Consider the following 15,167-nt stretch of genomic DNA (forward strand, 5'->3'; position numbering starts at 1 on the left):
CAGCCTGTTCGAAGGCGGACGTTAAACGCCAAGCTAAGACGTTGTTTCACTTGGTGAGTCGGCGGTAGCTGATGAGGGCTGCGGCGATGCCGACGAAGGCCAGGAAGTGTTCGGCCTTTTGCTCATAGCGGCGGTGCAGCCTTCGGCATCCGGCCAGCCAGGAGACCGTTCTCTCGACGACCCAGCGATGTCGGCCGAGCCGCGTGGACGACTCGATGCCCTTGCGGGCGATGCGGTGGCGGATGCGACGCTCGCGAAGCCATTGCCGCAGGTGGTCGTAGTCGTATCCCTTGTCGGCATGGAGCTTGGCCGGACGCCGGCGGCGCGGGCCGCGGCGGGAGCGGACGGGCGGGATTCCTCGCACGAGCGGCTGCAGGCCGAGGCTGTCGTGCATGTTGGCGCCGGAGATACCCAGTGACAACGACACGCCGTTTCGGTCGGTGATGAGGTGGATTTTCGATCCCGGCTTGCCTCGGTCGGGTCGGATTCGGTCCGGTCAGTGGCCCCCTTTTGTCGCCCGGACGCTGACGGAGTCGATCGCGCACCGCGACCAGTCCAGCTCGCCCCGAGCGCCGAGTTCGTCCAGGATGACGCGGTGGAGCCGGGCCCAGACCCGGTCCCGGCTCCACTGGGCGAAGCGCCGGTAGACTGTAGGCCAGGCGGGCCCGAACGCCGGCGGCAGCTGCCGCCACGTGCAGCCCGAGGTGGCTACGAAGATGATCGCCGCCAGGCATTCGCGGTCCCCGGCCCGCCGTCGGCCGCCGCCTTGCGGGCGTATGACCTCCGTCGGCGGGACCACCCGCCGGAACAGTGTCCACAACTCGTCCGGCACCAACCGCTCCACCAGATCCGTCATGCACGGCACAACGAGCGATCACGCCATCAGAAACGACGTCTTACACCCCGGCCGGGGTCGGCATTCAGGTCGCCGACGGTGGCCTGCCCTGGCGCTACGACCCCGACGGCAGCGTCGCGGTGGCCTCGCCGCCCAAGGAGACACGTACTGGCTTTGTTCACGAGTTTCGACAGCAGGTGTACGCCTCACCGCGCAGCGCGTGGACGGCGGCGTGTTCGATGTTCATGAGAAGTGACAGCGGCCGTGAGGCGGTTGGCCGAGCAGTCGCCTCCGCCGGTCGAGGACTGAGCCACGGTCACGGCCTGGTGGCCAACCAGACGGTCACGGCCGCGGTGGCGGTGAGTGCGACATTGAGTGTGATCCGGCGGTCTTCTCCGGTCAGGTGAACGGCGATCGCACCGGTCTGCAGAAGTACGTAGCCGATGGCTGCGGCCGACGCCAGCCAAGGAGCGGTACCGGTCAGCGGTGGCAGGACCAGACCGGCCGCGCCGAGTATTTCGACCGCCCCCAGCGCCCTGAGGGCGGGCAGGGGAATACGGTCGACCCAAGCCATCATCGGTCGGAGTTGATCGCGGCTGCGGATCACCTTCAGCGTGCCTGCGTAGAAGTAGAAGATCGCGAGCAGTCCCGCGACGATCCAGTAGGCGATGTTCATGGTTTCCGTTCACGGGGGCCCCGGTTCGCGGGGTCCTGTCGATTGCGTCGAGTGCCAGGGAAGCCGCTGGAGACGGCCGGTCCGTCGTCCGAGGGGTTCGGACGTGAAAGGCGGGAGCGCCACGGCCCCAGAGGCCGAAAGGAGGGCGGCCGGGCCGTTCCGTCCCGCCGACTTCAGGCGAGGTCGGTCGCGGGCTGTGTCGCGTAGCGGCTCATTGTGTCGATGTTGGCCTGTGGCGTCAGCGGCTGTCCGGATGCGAGCACCTCATGAAGGTCTCGGAAGTACTGCACATACAGGTCGGGTGTGAATGTGCTGAGCATGACGGCGGGTTGGTCGGTCAGGTTGGCGAAGGTGTGCGGGGTGCCGGGCGGAACCATGACGAGCGTCCCCGCGGCGGCGTCGTAGTCCTCGTCCCCGACGGTGAACCGCACGGTGCCGGAGAGGACATAGAAGCCCTCGTCGTGTTGGCCATGGCGGTGCTGCGGCGGGCCCTGCGTGTGCGGGGCGAGGACGGACTCGGCGATCGCGAGGCGGTGCCCGGTGTGGCTGCCGTCCTCCAGAACGCGCATGCGCGTGGCGCCCAGAACGATCGTCTCGCCGTCGTGGGGACCCACCACCGATACGGCGGGGTCGGCCTGCGGCTCGCTGGTCTTCGCTTTTTCGGTCATGGTCACGAGTGCACCGCCGGGACCTCTCCGGTGTCCAAGACCCATTCAGCAGAGCCGATACCTCATGGGTATCGTTGCAGCGTGGAGCTACGGACCTTGCGCTACTTCGTGGCGGTCGCCGAGGAACTCCACTTCGGCCGGGCCGCCACCCGACTGCATATGAGTCAGCCGCCACTGAGCCGGGCGATCAAGCAGTTGGAAGCCGAGGTCGGGGCCCTGCTCTTCGCCCGCTCGACCACCGGCGTCACGCTCACTCCAGTGGGCGCGGCGCTGCTCGACGAGGCGCGAGCCCTACTCGACCACGCCGACCGCGTCCGGGTACGTGTGAGCGCAGCAGCCGGCGTCGCGACTATCACCGTCGGCATCTTGGGCGACGGCACCGACCCGGGAGTGGCCAGGCTGGCCGCGGCCTACCGCCGAAACCACCCCGGAGTCGACATCCGCATCCGCGACACCGATCTGACTGACCCGACGTGCGGACTGCGCGCTGGACTGGTCGACGTCGCCCTCACCCGGGCCCCGTTCGACGAGACCGCCCTGACGGTGCGTGCGCTGCGGACCGATCCGGTCGGCGTGGTCCTGCGCGTCGACGATCCGCTGGCCCGCCGCGATGAGCTGCGGCTGGCCGAGCTGCGCGACCGCCGGTGGTTCCAGTTCCCGCAGGGCACAGACCCCATCTGGCAGTCGTACTGGAACGGTGGCAGGCCGCGGGAGGGACCAGTGGTGCGCGCCGTCCAGGAATGCCTGCAGGCTGTGCTGTGGAACGGCACGGTCGGCCTGGCCCCGCTCGGACACGACCTGCCCGCGGAGTTCACCGTGGTGCCGCTGATCGACATGGCGCCGAGCCGAGTGGTGGCGGTGTGTAACGAAGGAGACACCAACCCGTTGACCCGGTCATTCATCAAGATCGCGACAGCCGCGTACCGCCACTGAGGATCGGCATTGGCGCTGCCGCAGCTCGTGAACAACTCGAACGCTGCAGCCCTCGTGACCACCTCCGGACATGGTGAATATCTGCTGTCGCTTCCCGTGAACAAAGCCACACGTATCTTCCGCATCCGGGCGTACGTCCTGGAGGAGGCCACTACCACCGACTTCGCCTGTCGGACTCGCTCATCGGCGGGCCGCCCGGGCTGATCCCGGACGCTTCCGCCGGCGCCAGGTACTTCCTGACCGTCGTGCGGTCCACCCCCAGCGACGCAGCCAGCTCGCTCTTCGAGCGGCCCGCGTACCAGTGGACGTAGATCTCGGTGATGTCGACCACGACGAACGTTCTCCTCGCCATCCGGGCTGCCCATCGGCCATCCGAACCACGGGACGAGGAACTTGACCAGCTCCGCGACGACCAGGTCCCTCGATCCCGACCTCCGCGCTACCCATGGCCAATTAGGAGAATTCGGGATGGGGAATTACATGACGCTCAAACCGCCCAACCTGGGGAAAAACTTGATCGTCGACAACACCGACCTGTCACCCGATCAGTGGCCACGCTGAAAGAGCTCACTCACGGAATAGGAATTCCCCGCGGAATCATTCACTCTGTGCCTGCCTGTGAGACCGGGGCCTCGGGGAGGAGGAGGCCCCGGTCTCAGTCGTACGTTCGGGTGCTGTCAGCGGCGGTCGGCCGTGTGGGCGAGGTCGTAGGGGCGCGGGTAGGGGCCGGGCCGGTAGGCGATGTACCGGGCCGGGGTGCTGGGGTCGGCGGTGGTGGCGCGGCTATTGAGGGAGGTGGGGTCGGTTTCGGGCCAGCGGCCGGTGGTGATGTGGTCTTCCAGAGTGTTGAGGGCGCCGAGGCGTTCGGCCGTGCTCAAGGCGCAGTGGCCGGCGTTGTCGACGTAGGCCTGGCGCAGCAGGCCACCGGAGCCGGTTGCGGTCACGGCGCGGTGGTAGCGTTCTCGACCTGTACTGGCACAGTCGCGTCGCCGATGGTGTGGATGTCCATCTGGGGTTTGGTCAGCTTGCCGGTAAGGGCGCTGGTGGTGCTGGTCTCGGCCAGGGCAGCGGGGTTCTCGCTGATCCGGGGGGCGTGGTTGAGGGTGGTGAGGTCGCCGGTCAGGGACAGGCCGGAAGACCTGTAAATCTCGCCCACTTCCTTGGCCACGGAGGACTTCGCCAGCAGCGCGGCGAAGTTCACCCCAGTGGTCCAGGAGGGGTTTCCGCTAGCTCGGGCCTCGGCGTCCTGGCGACGTACGAAGGTGCGCTGCAGGAAGCCCAGGACCGCCGAGTACTGGTTGACCTCCCGGGCAGCCCAGTCGGTTGGTGCGGGACGGGTCTGGCTCGCGGAGTTCCAAACCGGGATGTTGTGCAGGGCGGCGGCGAGAGCGATCCGAGCCCGGCCCTCCGGGGTCGACTGTGCCTCGGTGACCGCGGCGCTCAATGCGCCGGCGGAGTCAGCGGCGGTCTGCGGGGAGGACAGGTCGGTCAGCGGGATGTCGGCATCAGGCGCGATCAACGTCTTGAGGGCGAAGACCGCGTCGAGGGCGTCGTTCCAGTTGGCGATGCCGCCCTGGGCAAGGCCGCACATGGACAGAGATCCGTCGATGCGGTTCCCGTCGCGTTCGGCGATCGGCACCGACAAGACCAAATAGGAAAAACCGGTGGACGTCGTCGGGATACGTGGCAGTAGAGGCGGTCGCTGGCGGTCCTTCATCCGGACGCGGCGTTTCGGCAATCAGTTTGGATGGCTGTGCCTCAAGCGCTCCGCGGTGAACGCGCGCTTGCCGGCCGCGGTCCCATCGTGGCCGTTGGGGCGCCGGTGGAGTGGGGACCTGCGTCGGTGCGGCGTGTCGCGGTTTCCCACGAAATCCGGTGGAGTCTCAGCGGCCGGAAGTGGTTGGGTCCTGCTCAATGCTTCGCTGACACGGCCCGGCACAGTGCGAGGCGCAAGGTCCGAATCGCAGGCGCGGTCTAGCCCGCATGTCGTCGAGTGATGGAGGTTATCGCGGTGGCTGGTTATGGGGCGCTTTCCGACGTATACGAGTGGCTGATCGGGGACGACAGGTTGACCCCCGCCAAGGCAGCCGCGGTTTACTACAGCGATGTCGTGGGCTCTCTGCCGCCCAACGCGCGCGTCCTCGACTGCGCGTGTGGAACCGGCCAACTCGCCGTCGGTCTTGCGAGTCTTGGCCTTGACGTGGTCGCCGCAGACGCCAGCAGTGGGATGGTTCGCCGGACCGAGAAGGCCGCCGACGAGCAGGGTGTCTCTCTTCGAGCCCTCCGCGCGAGCTGGGACGAGCTGCCCGACCACCTGGAGGACTCCACGTTCGATCTGGTGTTCTGTGTCGGCAACTCGCTCGGGCACGCTGAGGGCGCAGCCGGGCGCCTGACCGCACTGGACGCGATGTCGCGGCTGCTGAATCCGGGCGGACGCCTCGTGCTCACGTCACGCAACTGGGAGCTCGTGCGCTCCGCCGGCTCACGGGTAGACGTCCGCGATCGACTCATCCGCCGCAACGACCGCGATGCGGTCGTCAGCTACTACTGGCAGATCGAGCAGCACTGGGAGCAGGAACACTTCCTCGAGATCGTGGTCGCCCAGATCGAGCCGGATGGGGCAGTGCGAGCCTGCTCGGAGCGGTTGTCCATCTGGCCCTACCGGTACGAGGACCTCGTGGCGCAGTTGCGGAGCGTTGGGCTCACGGTGCAGTCCACCACCTTCGACCCCGAGAGCGATGGATACCTGGTGGTCGCCAGCCGTGACCAGGCGCAAGGCACGTCTGAGCCGGCGCACTGATCACGCCTTTCGTCGTCGTCGTTGCCGACCTGCCAGCTCGCGACCGCCTGCAGTGCTTCGCGAAGTGTTGAGCGCTTGAAGCGGTTGCTGCGGGTGCGGTCCTCACCTTGCATCTGACCTGCTCAAGCTGAGGTTGGAAACGGCTCACGGTCTGCCTCACCGTCAGCTCACGTCAGTAGCTGGGGAATTACGTGAACCTCCGCCTGGGGAATTTCGCGATCGTCCACAGGTGTCCCGCAACGCACGAGGCTCCCGTGCCGTTGAGAGAGGTGTTCGACGTCTCAACTCATCAGCGCAGGAGTCTCGTTGGTTCCCTATCCTGCCCCTCACGCTCTCGTCGAGTGGGTAACCATGCTCATCGTCACCCGTGAGGGTGACCGACGCTGCAAGCTCCCGCCTCACCAGCGTGCGCTCGTCGCCCTGGTCTACCTTCGGCGGCACGACCCGCTTACGCAGATCGCCGCCGGGTTCGGCATATCCGTCGGCACCACTCACGCCTACGTCACTGCCGTCGTCGACCACCTCGCCCGGCGGGCACCCGGCCTGCTGCGAGTCCTGAGAGAGACCGATCCCGAGCACGTCCTGCTCGACGGCACGCTCGCCGAGTGCGACCGGGTCGGCGACAGCCGGGCCGAAACTTCTCGCACAAGCACCGCCGACACGGCGTGAACGTGCAGGTCGTCGCCGATCCCGTGGGCGAGCTGCTGCGGATCTCGCCCACACTGCCCGGGCGCACCCACGACCTGACCGCAGCCCGCACCCACCGCATCATCCGGATCTGCGAACGCCAGGGCGTTCCCGTTCTCGCCGACCGTGCCTACATCGGGGCCGGCCCCTGGGTGACCACGCCGATCAGGCGACTCCCGCACCATGACCTCACCCCGACCCAGCGGACGATCAACCGAGCCCTGTCAGCGGCGCGGGCGCCAGTCGAACGAAGCGTCGCAGGACTGAAGTCCTGGCGCATCTTCCGCAGAGCCCGGTGCAGCCCCAACCGCATCACGGTCATCGCCAAAGCCGTCCTCACCCTGGAAAGGCAACGCTGAAAACCCTCATTGATCACGCGGGGGCGGCATCGAGGCCGTGTTCGGCGAGCACTTGGGCCAGCATCTGCTCCTGGCCAGGCGTCAGTTGCCCGTTGTTCAGATTGGTGCGGGTCTTGGCGAGCCAAAGGCCGACACCGACGTCATCACCGACATCGAAACCAACCCCGAGGGCGGCGGGTGCCTTGGCGGGCGGGGAGCGGGTCGCTGGTGATGAGGGTGGCGCGTCGGGCGAGTTGGGCGCCGCGGGTGCCGGTGAACAGGGGGGTGTCGGGGAGGTTGATGCCGGCGTGGACGAAGGTGGCGGGGAGGCGTTCGGTGAGGTCTTTCAAGAGGTCGGCGGTTTGGGCGCCGGTGGTGGTGCGGGGGTTGAGGCGGTGGATTTCGTCGATGAGGACGAGTTGGACACCCGCCTGGGTGTAGGTGTGGCAGACGGCTGTCAGTACCTGCCGTCCGGCTGCGTTCAGCAGCACCTCGGCGTCGGCCCGCGGGCCCCCGCGGTCGTGCCCAAGCTGGTAGCTGCGCCAGTGCCAGTAGAAGCGCAACGCCTTCGCTTCCAGCCCGTAGCGGCTCGCGATGCGGCAGATCAGCGACGAGGCCGTCCCCCGGGTCGCGCTCCAGATGTGCAGGGTCCGCCATCTCGGGCCGGGGTGGATCTGACGCCCGATCAAGTGTCAGCTTTCGGAGTCGGCTGCACTGAGGTCCGAAGTCACCTGCACACGACCGTGAGTTGGTTGAGCAGGCATTTCGCCATGGTGTCGTTGCGGTCCCGCGCACAGGGCTTCCAGGAGCTGGCCGGGAGGCGGCGTGCGAGGGTTCCCGTTCGCTGAGGCTTCCACAGTGACGGCGATCGCGGCGCATACACCTGTCGGCGGCATTACAGCCGGCCCGGGACGATCGGCACCGTCGTGATCGAGGACACCTACTGGCGCGCCAGCCTGTGGCGGTCAGCCCAGGCGTCAATCGCCGCGGCCAGCTCCTCGGGACGGTCCTCCGGGGAGTGGTGGCCGGCGAGGCCGTGGCGGGAGACCTCCAGGCCCGCGATGTTCTCCTCGCACCAGGCCACGGCCCCTTGATCGGTCATCGCGCCCGGGCCCGGCTCGAACGCGGCGAGCACCTTGGGGACTTCGGGGCTGGCGGCCAGCCAGGCGTCGTAGTGCTCGATACGGGCCACGACGTCGGCTGGCTCGGCGTCCAGCGGCATCATGCGCGTCCACGCCAGCACCGGGCGGCGGCTCTGCGGGGTCGGGAAGGGGCGGCGGTAGACCTCCAGGTCGGCAGGGTCGAGCGGGGTGGCGAGCGTGTCCGGGAGCCCCTCGATGAACAGCGACTTCTCCAGGATCATCTCCTCGCCCACCCCGGGCGCGCGCAGGAGGGTGAACAACTCCCGCCCTGCCGCCGGGAACTCGTCGCCTACCAGCGGCTTGATGATCGTCTCGGTGAAGGCAAGACCGCGGACGCGGCCCGGGAGACGGGCGGCGCGGTCGAAGGCCAGCGCGCCGCCCCAGTCGTGGCCGACGAGGACGGCCTCGGCAAGGCCCAGGGCGTCGAACCAGGCGTCGAGGTAGCGGGCGTGGTCATCGAAGGAGTGGGCGAGGTCAGGCTTGCCGGAGTCGCCCATGCCAATGAGGTCGAGGGCCAGAAGGCGGCGGCCGGGCGCGGCCACACCCGGCAGGACGTTCCGCCACAAGTGGGAGGAGGCGGGGTTGCCGTGGAGGAAGACGAAGGGCAGCCCGTCGGGGTCGCCGGACTCGCGGTAGTGGAGGGTGGAGTCGAGGACGGGGAGGGTGGGCACGGCGGTGTTTCTCTTCGCTTTCAGGACGGGGATTCAGAGGCTGAGGCTCAGGACACGGTCGACGGCGATCTCGACGACGACCAGGTCCAGCGGGGCGGGCGGGGCCGCGCGGTAGCGGACGGTGTAGCGGCGGACCGCCTCGGCCAAGCGCGCGGGGTCGTCGGTGACGGCGGCCCGGCCTTCGAGGGTGACCCAGCGGAAGCCGTCCGCCTGGCAGAGCGCGACACGGGCCGTCGGGCCGCCCGCCACCACGTTCCGGGCCTTGCGCGCTCCCGCCCGGGTGGTCACCCGGACCAGGCCGGTGGCCGCGTCGAAGGTGAAGCAGACAGGGGTGACGTGCGGGGTGCCGTCGGGGCGGAGGGTGGTGAGGGTGGCCGTATGAGGGCGAGTGAGGAACGCCCGTGTGACGGCCGATAGTTCGACGGTCGCCCGGCTCACTTTCTCTTCACGCCCTCGTTCCAGATCAGCTTGGCGATGTTCGGCTTCACGGTGGTGGTGATGACACCCATGGCTGTACGGACGTACCGCCGCTCCTCCAGCTCGCGCAGCATGCTCGCGGCGAGGTCGGCACGGGCGGTGAAGACGCCGTCAGCGCTCGTCTCGGCGGTGTGGTAGTCCGTGACGTCGGGGTGCTCGAAGAGGCCCGAGGGCCGGACGAGGGTCCAGTCCAGGTCCGTCTGACGGATCACGGCCTCCATGCGGCGCATGTCCTCGTGGAGGGTACGGCCGAGGCGCCGGTTCACCAGCGGGTCGAGCACATGGTTGAAGAAATGCGCGCCGGCAGGACGCCAGTTCGGGTCGGCGATGCTGGAGCTGACGGCGAGCAGCCGCTTGATGCCGTGGCGGGCCATGGCCCCGGTGATGGCCGTGGCGCTCGCCGAGTACGTGGTGATGGTCTCCTTGCTGAAGCGCGCGCCCAACGCGGAGAGGACGGCGTCCGTCCCCCCGATCGCGGCGTCGACGGCCGCCGGGTCGGTGGCGTCGGCGACGGCCAAAGCGAGGCCGGGCCGCGTGGGGAGGGAGCCGGGGCGGCGGGTCACGGCGACGACCTCGTGGCCGGCGGCGAGGGCCTGGTCGGTGAGGTGGCGGCCGGTCGGTCCGTTGGCGCCGAAGACTGCGATACGCATGGTGTCGGGTCATCCCTTCGTGTGGTTCCCGGAACGCCCTTGACTGTGCCGATCATGAAGCGCAGGCTCAACGCTGATGAATAACGCCGCCCCTGCCCCCACCCGCACCCGAGGCCGCCCCCGCGGCAACCCGCCGACCCGTGAGTCCATCGTCTCGGCGGCCCGTGCGCTGTTCCTGGAGCGCGGCTACCGACGTACCACCCTGCGCGCGGTGGCCGGGGCTGCCGGGGTCGACCCGGCGCTCATCGCGTACCACTTCGGCTCGAAGAAGGGCCTGTTCGCGGATGTGATGCAGTTCCAATGCGCCAATGCGCTGGCTGTGGACGACGTCCTCGGCGGCGACCCGGACACCCTCCCCGCCCGCCTGATCGACGCGGTGACGGACCTGTGGGAGGACGCCGACTTCCTACAGCTCACCGCCCAGGGCGACGAGGCTGCCGAGGCGATCCGCGAATACCTGGAACGCGAGTTGCTGGACCGGCTTGTTGAATTTCTCGGCGGCCCGGACGCGACCGCCCGGGCCACGGCCGTGGTGACGATCCTCGGCGGCCTCATCTACACCCGCTACCTCAACCCCCTCCCCACCCCCGCCGCCCTCACCCCGTCCGAGACCCGCCACATCCTCACCCCGGCGCTGCGCGTGGCACTGGCCCCGAGGCCGCGCACCGCGGCAACCATCAGAGCGGGCCGTCGGGGCTCGCCGACATCCGGTGGAGGCGCCGTCCGGCCTTGACCACCTCAGCACATCCGGTGCGGCTACCCCTGTAGGTAGCGGTGCAGGGAGGTTTTCGGGATGCCGGTCTTGGTGCTGATCTCGCCCGGCTCCCTCTCCGGCCGAACGGGCAGCACGAGAGGGATTTGACGAGCGGCAGTCACTCCCGGACGTCACTGGGGACCATGTCGTCGCGCAGTCGCAGGTAGCGCACCGGGTGCCGGTGCCGGGCCCAGGTCCAGCGCGGTAGCGGCGTCGACTTCGGCGACGTGCTCGGGCACCACGGGCTGGAAGACCAGCAGTTCCTTCGTTCCCCATCCTGCCGAGAACTCCCGGCCCCACCAGGGGTGCTCGGCTCCCGCCGGGCGCAGAACCGCACCTAGCTCGATCGCCGCCGTGCGGGACAGCGTTGTGGAGCGGGCGATCAGCCGCAGACGGCCCGTCGCGTCGAGCCGGCCGAGCAGGAGACTGCGGGGGCGTGCGAGGTGCCGGTGACCGCACCGATGATCCCTCCGCCGTCAGGCGCGTCGACTGGTGAAGAGGCAGTGTTCCACCCATGCGCTATTCGGCGAGGGGTGACGTGATCGCCCCTGCCGTCCAGCCGCACTCGGGGAAGGCGAGCCCCGCCCGTTCCCGCGGTGCGTCAGCCCGGCAAGAAGCGGGCGAGCACATCGAGGGCGAGCGGCTGCAACCGGAGACTTCCGGAAGCATGTACGAGGCATGAGGGCGCTGTCACGTTCACTGACCGGGGTGGGATGATCTCCGAGTTGATCATGCTGGAGGGGGCTCTCCGTGGGGAACGTGTCACCGTCGTACAAGGGACACCGGTACCCGGCCGAGGTCATCTCCCACTGTGTGTGGCTGTATCACCGCTTCCCGCTCGGCTTCCGCGACGTCGAGGAGCTGATGATGGAGCGCGGTGTCGTCGTCTCCTACGACACGGTCCGGCGGTGGTGTGCGAAGTTCGGCCAGGCCTACGCCCGCGAGTTGCGGCGCCGCCTGCCCCGAGCAGGCGACAAGTGGCACCTGGACGAGGTCTTCATCAAGATCAACAGTGAGCAGAAGTACCTGTGGCGGGCCGTCGACCAGGACGGCACGGTGCTCCACATCCTCGTACTCTGCACGCCCTGGCCGTCGCCCCGCACCCCCCGGCGGATGGCCGCCTACGCGGCCGGCTTTCGCTGGCACACCTCCTGCCCCGCCAGGAGGTCCTGGCCGGTCTGGGCGGCCGCCTTCCTGGCTCCGCTGCACGACCTGCCGAAGACCCCCGTGGACGTCACGCGCCTCGCCGTGACATTCCCGCGATCCGCCGTGGCCCGACTGCTGCACATCAGCCGCACCACGGTCGCGGCCCACTGCCGCAGGGCGGAGGAGGCCCTGGGAGTGGACCTCAGTGATGTCCGCGCCCGCGCCACCGTCGACTTGGCCCTGTCCCTCACAGGACCCCAGTCCGTTGCCACGGGCTTGCCGCACCTCGCGCCGCCGCACCTGGAAGACTTGCTGCGCACGGGACTCGCCGTCGACTGGGCGGAGTCCTTTCTGCGCCCCCTTCACGGTGCCCGGCCCTCCACCCTCCACATCACCGTGAGCGCATGGATTGACGCCGACACCGACGCCCGGCGGACGGCGGCACGCGGGGGATTGAGCCGGAATACCGTCCGGGCTCATCTGCGTGCCGCCGAACGCCTGCTCAACCGCGATCGGCTGACCACCGGATCGGGCATCCACGACCTGGTTCACGCCCTGGGCGTGACCGGCGGCCGCCCGCACACCGCCCTCCGGGCAGACGCGTTCTGCCGGAGCCCGTGACCGTTCCGTGGCCGCCCGGGGAGGCTCACGTGTGGGCGTTCACCCAGGAGCCGCAATCCCACGGGGTGCCGCCGGAGCCGTCCTGGAGACAGCCCCGGACCTGGATCGACAGGTTCTCTCCCAGGTCCAGGTCATTGTCGTCCTGGTAGCTGTAGCCACGGCCGTTGTAGTACGAGTGGATCGTGGCGCCGCTGACGGTGTAACGCCACTGCCCGACCGCACCGTGGTCGTCCCGGGACCCGTCCATGACGTAGAGGTGCTCGCCGTACGCCGTGAACGTGACGAGCGATCCGTTGCTGCAACACGACTTTGCGTCAAAGACGTCATAGTCGCCTGCACTGGCGGGAGATGCCACCAGTACGGAGGTGGCGGCGAGCGCGAGGAACGAGCCCGCCAGGGTGGCGGCCCGTCTGTGACCGATGGACGCGAACATGAGTGAACGGCCTCTCTGGCAGAGCCTTCCGGCCGGCGGCCGGACCATCAGGTAGGACGTTAGAAGCAGCCGCACTCGCGGTACCACGGTGCACGCTGACCACATTCGCCCGTCAGCTGTGCACGGTGCCCAAGTGCCGGGGACTGCCGGTGGGACGTCGCGGTCCGACGGTCCATAACCGTCGGTCCCCCGCCCCCTGGGTGCCGGCGGCGCGTTCGGAGTTGCGGCAGCTGGCCCGCGCCCGGGGAGCCGTCCAGGCCGCGTGACCGGGCGCCTCGGGCGACCGCGAGCACGAGGTTGCGCCTATCGGTGCGCTGGATGTTGCGCCAGGGGTTGCGCCTACTGTTGCGCGCCCCGCAGGAGCGTCCCCGTGCCGTGCAGGTCACCATGCCGGTTAGGCGGTGGTCGGAGGCCCGACATCCCTCGATGCCCCCGGACCAGCCCCACAGCAGGAAGAACAAGGAAAGTGGGTGGGTGGGGCAGGCTGGACGGCCGGCGAGGGGATCGGGGCGTGGTCAGCCGGTTGCGCGTCGGCGGGGCCGGCACTCCAGGCGGCCAGCACCGACACGAAGAAGTCGACACCGTTGGGAAGCGCGATCAGCACCTTCCCGGTGGGATGGTCCATCGAGCGCAACGCATGGCCCGCAGTGTGCACACGCCGAAGGAGTTCGGCGTTGGTGCCCCTGCCTGGGTCCACTGGTACCACGAGGAAAATGGCGTCTGGCCGGTCCCGGACGACCGTGACGTCGACCTCAACGCCGAGCGGTGCTCGGTCACGGCGTGGGTTCGACGAACAAACGGGCTGTTGTTCCGGTGAGCCAGCCGAAGCCATCGCGGCCGCCCAGGCCGTCGTTGACGCGCCCGACGGGATCGGCGCCATCACCTCCTACGCCACCGAGGTCGCCTTCCCGGCGACCGGCACGTGGAAGACCCCCGGCATGGGGTACGCGTGGGCCGACATCGTCCTGGTCGCAACGATCGGCACCTTCCCGTTGTTCGCAGCTCCTCTCCCCCTCAGGTGCGGCCGCCGTCGATGGACAAGCCGTGCCTACGCAGATCGTTGAGAGCGCCGCGATGGGAGGCGATGCGCGCCTCCTTCCGCTCAGCCGCCATCTTCTTCGTGGTGTGCCGATACGTCAGGTGCGGTGAGGACAGGCTCTGCGTCTGGTCCGCAGTCGCGGCCTTGAGCACCCCGAGCACGCGCAACGCATCGGCGCGGTGACCGGCCGACGATCCCGCCTCGTTCTCGCGACGACCTACGAGGGCGCGGTCGAGCACGACTACGCCCCTGACGCCAAGAAATTCAACTTCTCCGCGAAATCGATCGCGGCAGACGACAACGGCGCGGGCGGCAGCATCCTGCTCAGCTTCACCGCCAAGAACCGCATCATCGACGGGATGGACGACGCCTTCATCGTGAAGATCGTCTCCTGAGGCTTGTCCGGGCGGAGACGGCCCCACGGCCGTCTCCGCCCGCACCGCCTTCAGGACTTGGCGGGCCAGAACTGCATCAGGTATCGCTCCACGCCCTGGCCGGTTCCCTCGTCCTCGGACAAGGCAGCGGCCTCGGTGCGGCCCAGGCTCATCGACCACAGCGCAACCTCACCGCTGGTGGACTCGAAGTCGGCCTCCGCCTGCTCGTCCCAGGCCCCAGGCTCTCGTACGTGAGGCTGTGCGTCCCACACCTCGACGTCGACCGAAGCAGTATGGGTGTGCCCCGCACTGAAGATGTCCAGACGCCCCGGAAAGACGTTGAGGAACACGCCCCGCGTGAAGCCGTCCGGGAACGGGACAGGCAACGCAGCATCATCACATTCCTGGAGCCCAAAGGCGTGGTAACCCACATCCGCTTCCAAGTGCTGCTTCAGGACAAGCTCAGCCATGACACTTCCGTCGCAACGACAGGCCACTGGTCATCACGGCGATCGTAGGCCGGATCGGGCATCCACAGCAGCAGGAGGTGATCGGGTGGTGCAGCCGACAGGAATGGGGTGCCAGACCTGAATGGACCACGCGAGCGCCGAGCGTTGGGCAGGAGCGTGACCTCAGACGATACCGAAGCACCCCCGCCGACGCAGGGGTGTTCCCGCCAGGTGCGATCACGCCCGCGATACCGCCGGCTGGTGGCGCCACCCCACACACTGGCACTGCGCTCGCTTAGACCTCTCCCCCACCGGCGTCCTCCACATAACGCCACCGCACTGACGATGCCAGCCCTGGGGCGCGCCCCGCCCACGCGTGGGCGACCTATTACAGACATCCACGCAATTGCCCGACCCATGGGGAAGGGCCAAGCGGGAAGGGCGATTGGGCCGTCAACTGCAGGCGTTTCGGCC

The 15,167-nt window shown here is 68.7% G+C and carries 15 protein-coding genes and 5 pseudogenes; 8 read left to right on the forward strand and 12 right to left on the reverse strand.

What is annotated here, in order from left to right; genetic code table 11:
• Positions 1-46: 46 nt before the first annotated feature.
• Positions 47-856 (reverse strand): annotated as a pseudogene (locus ACFY2L_RS26230) (IS5 family transposase).
• A 41-nt stretch (positions 857-897) separates the two neighbouring features.
• On the opposite strand from ACFY2L_RS26230, the pseudogene ACFY2L_RS26235 reads away from it, so the two are divergent.
• A pseudogene (locus ACFY2L_RS26235) lies at positions 898-1,002 on the forward strand (succinyl-CoA--3-ketoacid-CoA transferase); the annotation flags it as partial.
• Between the two features lie 149 nt (positions 1,003-1,151).
• Here ACFY2L_RS26235 and ACFY2L_RS26240 read toward each other — a convergent pair.
• Together ACFY2L_RS26240 and ACFY2L_RS26245 are read right to left on the reverse strand one after the other, a co-directional pair.
• On the reverse strand, positions 1,152-1,511 hold the full coding sequence (locus tag ACFY2L_RS26240; protein WP_390823566.1) for a DoxX family protein: 360 nt from the start codon (positions 1,509-1,511) through the stop codon (positions 1,152-1,154).
• Between the two features lie 173 nt (positions 1,512-1,684).
• Positions 1,685-2,179 (reverse strand): cupin domain-containing protein, encoded by a 495-nt coding sequence (locus ACFY2L_RS26245; protein ID WP_206187736.1) that lies wholly within the window; start codon positions 2,177-2,179, stop codon positions 1,685-1,687.
• A gap of 81 nt (positions 2,180-2,260) precedes the next feature.
• Between ACFY2L_RS26245 and ACFY2L_RS26250 the strand changes: the two genes are divergently transcribed.
• Entirely contained in the window at positions 2,261-3,112 is an 852-nt protein-coding gene (locus ACFY2L_RS26250; protein WP_390823567.1) for a LysR substrate-binding domain-containing protein, read from the forward strand.
• Positions 3,113-3,263: 151 nt separating this feature from the next.
• Here the strand turns inward: ACFY2L_RS26250 and ACFY2L_RS26255 are convergent, their stop codons facing one another.
• From ACFY2L_RS26255 to ACFY2L_RS26265, 3 genes are all read right to left on the reverse strand, one after another.
• A complete protein-coding gene (locus ACFY2L_RS26255; protein ID WP_390823568.1) occupies positions 3,264-3,443 on the reverse strand; it encodes a hypothetical protein in 180 nt (59 codons plus the stop codon).
• Between the two features lie 346 nt (positions 3,444-3,789).
• On the reverse strand, positions 3,790-4,056 hold the full coding sequence (locus ACFY2L_RS26260; RefSeq protein ID WP_390823569.1) for a hypothetical protein: 267 nt from the start codon (positions 4,054-4,056) through the stop codon (positions 3,790-3,792).
• A complete protein-coding gene (locus tag ACFY2L_RS26265; protein WP_390823570.1) occupies positions 4,053-4,751 on the reverse strand; it encodes a hypothetical protein in 699 nt (232 codons plus the stop codon). Before ACFY2L_RS26265 ends, ACFY2L_RS26260 begins: the two co-directional genes overlap by 4 nt.
• Positions 4,752-5,108: 357 nt before the next feature.
• On the opposite strand from ACFY2L_RS26265, the gene ACFY2L_RS26270 reads away from it, so the two are divergent.
• Positions 5,109-5,912 (forward strand): class I SAM-dependent methyltransferase, encoded by an 804-nt coding sequence (locus ACFY2L_RS26270; protein WP_390662214.1) that lies wholly within the window; start codon positions 5,109-5,111, stop codon positions 5,910-5,912.
• 306 nt (positions 5,913-6,218) lie between these two features.
• Positions 6,219-6,958: pseudogene (locus tag ACFY2L_RS26275) on the forward strand (transposase family protein).
• A 167-nt stretch (positions 6,959-7,125) separates the two neighbouring features.
• Here ACFY2L_RS26275 and ACFY2L_RS26280 read toward each other — a convergent pair.
• The 4 genes and pseudogenes from ACFY2L_RS26280 to ACFY2L_RS26295 all read right to left on the reverse strand — a co-directional run.
• Positions 7,126-7,404: pseudogene (locus ACFY2L_RS26280) on the reverse strand (ATP/GTP-binding protein); the annotation flags it as partial.
• A gap of 473 nt (positions 7,405-7,877) precedes the next feature.
• Positions 7,878-8,774: a haloalkane dehalogenase gene (locus tag ACFY2L_RS26285; RefSeq protein ID WP_390823744.1), complete on the reverse strand. Its 897-nt coding sequence runs from the start codon at positions 8,772-8,774 to the stop codon at positions 7,878-7,880.
• Positions 8,775-8,783: 9 nt separating this feature from the next.
• On the reverse strand, positions 8,784-9,188 hold the full coding sequence (locus ACFY2L_RS26290; RefSeq protein WP_390823571.1) for a pyridoxamine 5'-phosphate oxidase family protein: 405 nt from the start codon (positions 9,186-9,188) through the stop codon (positions 8,784-8,786).
• Positions 9,185-9,877 carry an NAD(P)-dependent oxidoreductase gene (locus ACFY2L_RS26295; RefSeq protein ID WP_390823572.1) on the reverse strand — a complete coding sequence of 231 codons (693 nt, stop codon included), beginning with the start codon at positions 9,875-9,877 and terminating at the stop codon, positions 9,185-9,187. Before ACFY2L_RS26295 ends, ACFY2L_RS26290 begins: the two co-directional genes overlap by 4 nt.
• Positions 9,878-9,953: 76 nt before the next feature.
• On the opposite strand from ACFY2L_RS26295, the gene ACFY2L_RS26300 reads away from it, so the two are divergent.
• The 3 genes and pseudogenes from ACFY2L_RS26300 to ACFY2L_RS26310 all read left to right on the forward strand — a co-directional run bounded on the left by ACFY2L_RS26300 (position 9,954) and on the right by ACFY2L_RS26310 (position 12,398).
• The gene (locus ACFY2L_RS26300; RefSeq protein ID WP_390823573.1) at positions 9,954-10,610 is read left to right on the forward strand and encodes a TetR/AcrR family transcriptional regulator; all 657 of its coding nucleotides are present in this window, start codon (positions 9,954-9,956) and stop codon (positions 10,608-10,610) included.
• Between the two features lie 771 nt (positions 10,611-11,381).
• A pseudogene (locus ACFY2L_RS26305) lies at positions 11,382-11,705 on the forward strand (IS6 family transposase); the annotation flags it as partial.
• Positions 11,706-11,744: 39 nt separating this feature from the next.
• Complete coding sequence (locus tag ACFY2L_RS26310; RefSeq protein ID WP_390823745.1) at positions 11,745-12,398, forward strand: helix-turn-helix domain-containing protein; 654 nt, start codon at positions 11,745-11,747, stop codon at positions 12,396-12,398.
• 25 nt (positions 12,399-12,423) lie between these two features.
• On the opposite strand, the gene ACFY2L_RS26315 is transcribed toward ACFY2L_RS26310, so the two are convergent.
• Positions 12,424-12,831 (reverse strand): hypothetical protein, encoded by a 408-nt coding sequence (locus ACFY2L_RS26315; RefSeq protein ID WP_390662203.1) that lies wholly within the window; start codon positions 12,829-12,831, stop codon positions 12,424-12,426.
• A gap of 1,218 nt (positions 12,832-14,049) precedes the next feature.
• On the opposite strand from ACFY2L_RS26315, the gene ACFY2L_RS26320 reads away from it, so the two are divergent.
• Positions 14,050-14,265, forward strand: coding sequence for a hypothetical protein (locus tag ACFY2L_RS26320; protein WP_390662202.1), 216 nt, complete (start codon positions 14,050-14,052; stop codon positions 14,263-14,265).
• 50 nt (positions 14,266-14,315) lie between these two features.
• Here the strand turns inward: ACFY2L_RS26320 and ACFY2L_RS26325 are convergent, their stop codons facing one another.
• Positions 14,316-14,714: a hypothetical protein gene (locus tag ACFY2L_RS26325; protein WP_390823574.1), complete on the reverse strand. Its 399-nt coding sequence runs from the start codon at positions 14,712-14,714 to the stop codon at positions 14,316-14,318.
• Between the last annotated feature and the right edge of the window lie 453 nt (positions 14,715-15,167).

It is taken from the genome of Streptomyces sp. NPDC001381 (genome assembly GCF_042895685.1).
Lineage (GTDB): Bacteria > Actinomycetota > Actinomycetes > Streptomycetales > Streptomycetaceae > Streptomyces.